Raw genomic sequence first — 3,980 nt, forward strand, 5'->3', positions numbered from 1 at the left:
CTTGGTCACCTGTGCGGTGGCACGCACATTGGGGATGGTCTTGGCGTAGATCTGGGACAGTGCCACACCCATGGGGTAATACACGCCGCTTTGGCCGCCGGTCAGGACGTTGACGAATTGCTGTTGCTGAGCCACGGCAGCTCCGCTGACGAGGGCAGCACCCGCGACGAGTGCGAGGGCACAGTGTTGTTTGAACTTGCGGAAGTTTTGCATGAATGTCTCCAATCGTTGGTTTGCAGGAACCGCCTCGGCCAGCTTGTGCCAGGCCGCGTGCGGTGGATAGGGGTTAGCAACTAGCCTGCCAGATGCGGATGCGTCGCAAGTCCTTGATTTTTCAGCGCCAGGCCGGTGCCATTGTGCGGAATTCTGGAATCTGGGCCCGCCTTTGCGCGGTTTTCCGCACAAGTGCGGCGGTCATCGGTAGTCCGCCGGGTCGATCTGGTGCCGCGTGATCTTGTCGTACAGGGTTTTGCGGGGCAGCTGGAGTTGTTCGGCGGCCATGGCCACCTGGCCCTGGCAGTTGCTGAGTGCGTGGGCCAGCAACTGTTTTTCAAAGCGGTCCATCTGCTGGCTCAGCGAAGGCGCCTGGGTGCTGTTGCCACCCGCTTGGGGCGCGTCGGGCTCCAGGCCCAGGCACAGGCGGTCGGCCACGTTTTTGAGTTCGCGCACATTGCCGGGCCAGGTGTGCGCCAGCCATTGCGCCATGCGCGTGGCCGACAACACCGGCGGCGGCGCCTTGTAGCGTTCGGCGGACAGGTGCACGCAGTGCGCCATCAGCAGGGGAATGTCTTCGCGGCGTTCGCGCAATGGCGCCAGTTCGATGCAGGCCACGTGCAGGCGGTAGTACAGGTCGGCGCGGAAGTCGCCGCTGTCCGACAAGGCTTTGAGATCGGCCTTGGCCGCCGCGATGAAGCGGCAGTCGATGCGGGTGGTCTGGTTGCCGCCCAGGCGCTCGATGGATTTTTCCTGCAAGACCCGCAGCAGCTTGACTTGCTGGGTCATGGGCAGGCTTTCGATTTCGTCCAGGAACACGGTGCCGCCCCGCGCGTATTCCAGCTTGCCCACGCGCTTGCGCGCCGCACCTGTGAAGGCGCCGGCTTCGTGGCCGAACATCTCGCTCTCGAAAATCGCTTCGGGCAGGGCGCCGCAATTGATCGCCACGAATGGGCCGCTGCGCCCAGACGCTTCGTGGATGGCGCGCGCCACCACCTCCTTGCCGGTGCCGGTTTCGCCCTGGATCAAGATGTCCACCTGGGTGGGTGCGAGCGCTGCGATGCGCCGACGCACCTCGACCATGCCGGCGGTTTCGCCCACCAGGCCAAAGGCTTGCTGCGACGCCACCAGCGCCTGCAAACGGCGGTTCTCCAGCACCAGGCGGCGCTTTTCCAGCGCGCGGTGCATCACATCGACCAGGCGCTCGGACGAAAACGGTTTCTCCAGAAAATCGTAGGCGCCCAGGTGCATGGCTTCGACCGCCATGCGGATGTCGCCGTGGCCGGTCATGAGAATCACCGGCACCTCGGCGTCGATCGCGCGCACCCGCTGCAGCAGGGCGAAGCCGTCCTCGTCGGGCAGGCAGACGTCGCACAGAATGGCCGCCGGGCAGGCCCGCGCGACCTGCTGCATGGCGGCTTCCACGGTGCTGGCCATCTCCACCGGTATGTCCACCAGTTGCAGCGCCTGTTCGGCGCCCAGCATCACGACGGGATCGTCTTCAATCAGCAGTACGTGCATGGTCTTGTGGTGTGGGTCTTGCCGGATTGGGGGCGCGCGCCAGCACCAGCTCGAAGCGGGCGCCGGGATGGGCGTTCTCGGCCTGGATGCTACCGCCCATTTCGCGCACGATGGCTTGCGACAAAGCCAGGCCCAGGCCCAGGCCCTTGCCGCTGGGTTTGGTGGTGAAAAAGGGTTCAAACAGGTGCGCTTGCACGTTGGGGCTCAGGCCCGGCCCATGGTCGCGCACCGCGATGCGCACGGTGTCGTGGTCGGCCTGCAGGCGCAACTCCAGGCGCCGCTCGCTTTGTGTTTCCATCGCGTCGATGCCGTTGCGCAGCAGGTTGACCAAAACCTGTCCCAGGCGGATAGCGTCGCCCATCACCATGAGGTCGGTGGCGTCGCTCTCGATCTGGGTGCGCGAGGCGTGGCGCAGCGGTTCGATCAGCATCAGCGAGCTGGAGATCACATGCCGCAGCGACACCGGCTGCAAGCGCGCCGGCTCTTTGCGCGCAAAGGCTTTGAGCTCGCCCACGATGTTGCCCATGCGCAGGCACAGCTCACCGATGTGGCCCAGGTTGGTGCTGGCTTTCTGTGTGTCCTGGCGGGCGAGAAACGCCTTGGCGTTGTCGGCCAGCGTGTGCAAGGCCGCCAGTGGTTGTGAAATTTCGTGGCTGATGCTGGCCGCCATTTGCCCCAGCACCGCCAGCTTGCCGGTTTGCACCGCCGCGTCGTTGGCGGCGGTCAGTTCGGCGGTGCGCGCGGCAATGCGTTCATCGAGTTCGGCCACCACCTGGGCCAGTTCGCGCTGCGAAGCCCGGCGCTCGGCTTGTCGGCGCCGGTACTGCCAGCCCAGCGCCAGCGCCAGCCACACCAGCGCCAGACTCAGGCCCGCGATTTCGGCCGCCAGCCGGGCGTGGCGGCGCGGCTGGGCCGGGTCGGAAAACAGCAGCATTTGCCAGTCGAAGCGCCCCAGACCGCGCGCCTGCACCAGGTAAGGATGTCGGTCGATGGTCAATGCTTGCAGTGCTGCGCCCGGTGCCGGGCCGTCCGGGCTGCTCAGGCTGCGTGGCGCCACGTCGCCGTACTGGCGCGTTTCGCGCAGGCTCTGCAGCACCGGTTCGGACAGCGGCCGCAGGCTGCGGTAGCGCCAGTCGGGTTGCGTGGTCAGGAACAGAACGCCTTGCCCATCGGCCATGGCCATGTGCAGACCGGCTTCGCGCCATTTGTTTTCGAAGGCGGTGAGGTCGATCTTGACCGCCACCACGCCCACGATCTGCTGATCGGCGCGGATCGGCGCCGCGATGAAGGCGCCGGGTTCACCGGTGGTCACACCGACGCCGTAAAACATGCCGGTTTGCCCGGCCATGGCGTCGCGAAAATAGGGGCGGAAACGGTAGTTGCGTCCGACAAAGCTGGACGGCGTGGCCCAGTTGCTGGCCGCCAGGGTCTTGCCGCCGGTGTCGATGAGGTAGATGGCGGCCACATCGGTGCGGGCTTGCGCAAAGGCGAGGTAGCGGTTGGCCTGTTCCACCAGCGCCGGGTCTTGCGGCGACTGCAGCAGTTGCGACAACGCCCGCTCGGCACCCACCAGATAGGGCAGGTGTTCAAACTTTTCCACCGAACCCAGCAGGTCCCGCGCCTGGATCTGGATGCTGGCCAGGCTTTGCTGGCCGGTGTCGCGCAGCGCGGCCTGGTGAAACCAGCCATACACCAGCCACACCACCAGGCACCACAAGGCGCTGGCCAGCAACACCCATAACCAGGGCTTGCGGCTCGCTGTGGCAGGCGCTGCTTCGGCTGCTGTGTTCACCGGCGCTCCAGATGTCCCGGGCCCGTGTTCGGGCGACAAAACAAAAGCGGCCCCAGCCTGGTGCTGGGGCCGCTGGACTTGCAACTGGCGGGTTTCGACAGATGCCATGCCACTACCGGGACCGGTTTACTTGATGAGGCCGACTTCCTTGTAGTACTTGGCGGCACCTGGGTGCAGGGGCACGGGCATGCCCTTGATGGCGTTCTCGCGCTTGATCACCTTGGCCGCATTGTGCGCGGCGTAGAGCGTGTCGATGTTCTCGTACATCTGCTTGGCCATCTGATAGGCCAGATCGTCGGAGACACCGGCGTGGGTGACCAGGAAGTTGGGGATGGCGGCGGTGGCCACATCGGCGGTCTGGCCGGTGTAGGTGTTGGCCGGAATCACCGCCACCTGGTAGGCGTCGTCACCGACCTTGGCGATCACATCGGCGGGCACCGGGATCACCACGATC

At 65.8% G+C, this 3,980-nt stretch carries 3 protein-coding genes and 1 pseudogene; all 4 read right to left on the reverse strand.

The annotated features are described in order from the left end of the window. Positions 1–213: pseudogene (locus ABYB95_RS18685) on the reverse strand (C4-dicarboxylate ABC transporter); the annotation flags it as partial. A 201-nt stretch (positions 214–414) separates the two neighbouring features. Continuing rightward, entirely contained in the window at positions 415–1,734 is a 1,320-nt protein-coding gene (locus ABYB95_RS18690) for a sigma-54-dependent transcriptional regulator (protein WP_372660258.1), read from the reverse strand. Further along, entirely contained in the window at positions 1,715–3,526 is a 1,812-nt protein-coding gene (locus tag ABYB95_RS18695; RefSeq protein ID WP_372660260.1) for an ATP-binding protein, read from the reverse strand. Before ABYB95_RS18695 ends, ABYB95_RS18690 begins: the two co-directional genes overlap by 20 nt. A gap of 126 nt (positions 3,527–3,652) precedes the next feature. Then, on the reverse strand, positions 3,653–3,980 hold a 328-nt coding region (locus tag ABYB95_RS18700), incomplete at its 5' end, for a TAXI family TRAP transporter solute-binding subunit (RefSeq protein ID WP_372660262.1).

The sequence above is a fragment of the Hydrogenophaga sp. genome (assembly GCF_041633695.1).
Taxonomy (GTDB): domain Bacteria; phylum Pseudomonadota; class Gammaproteobacteria; order Burkholderiales; family Burkholderiaceae_C; genus Hydrogenophaga.

Excerpts from the sequence above, each read along its gene's own strand:
- ABYB95_RS18690 (WP_372660258.1), bottom strand. The coding sequence starts at position 1,734 with ATGCACGTACTGCTGATTGAAGACGATCCCGTCGTGATGCTGGGCGCC.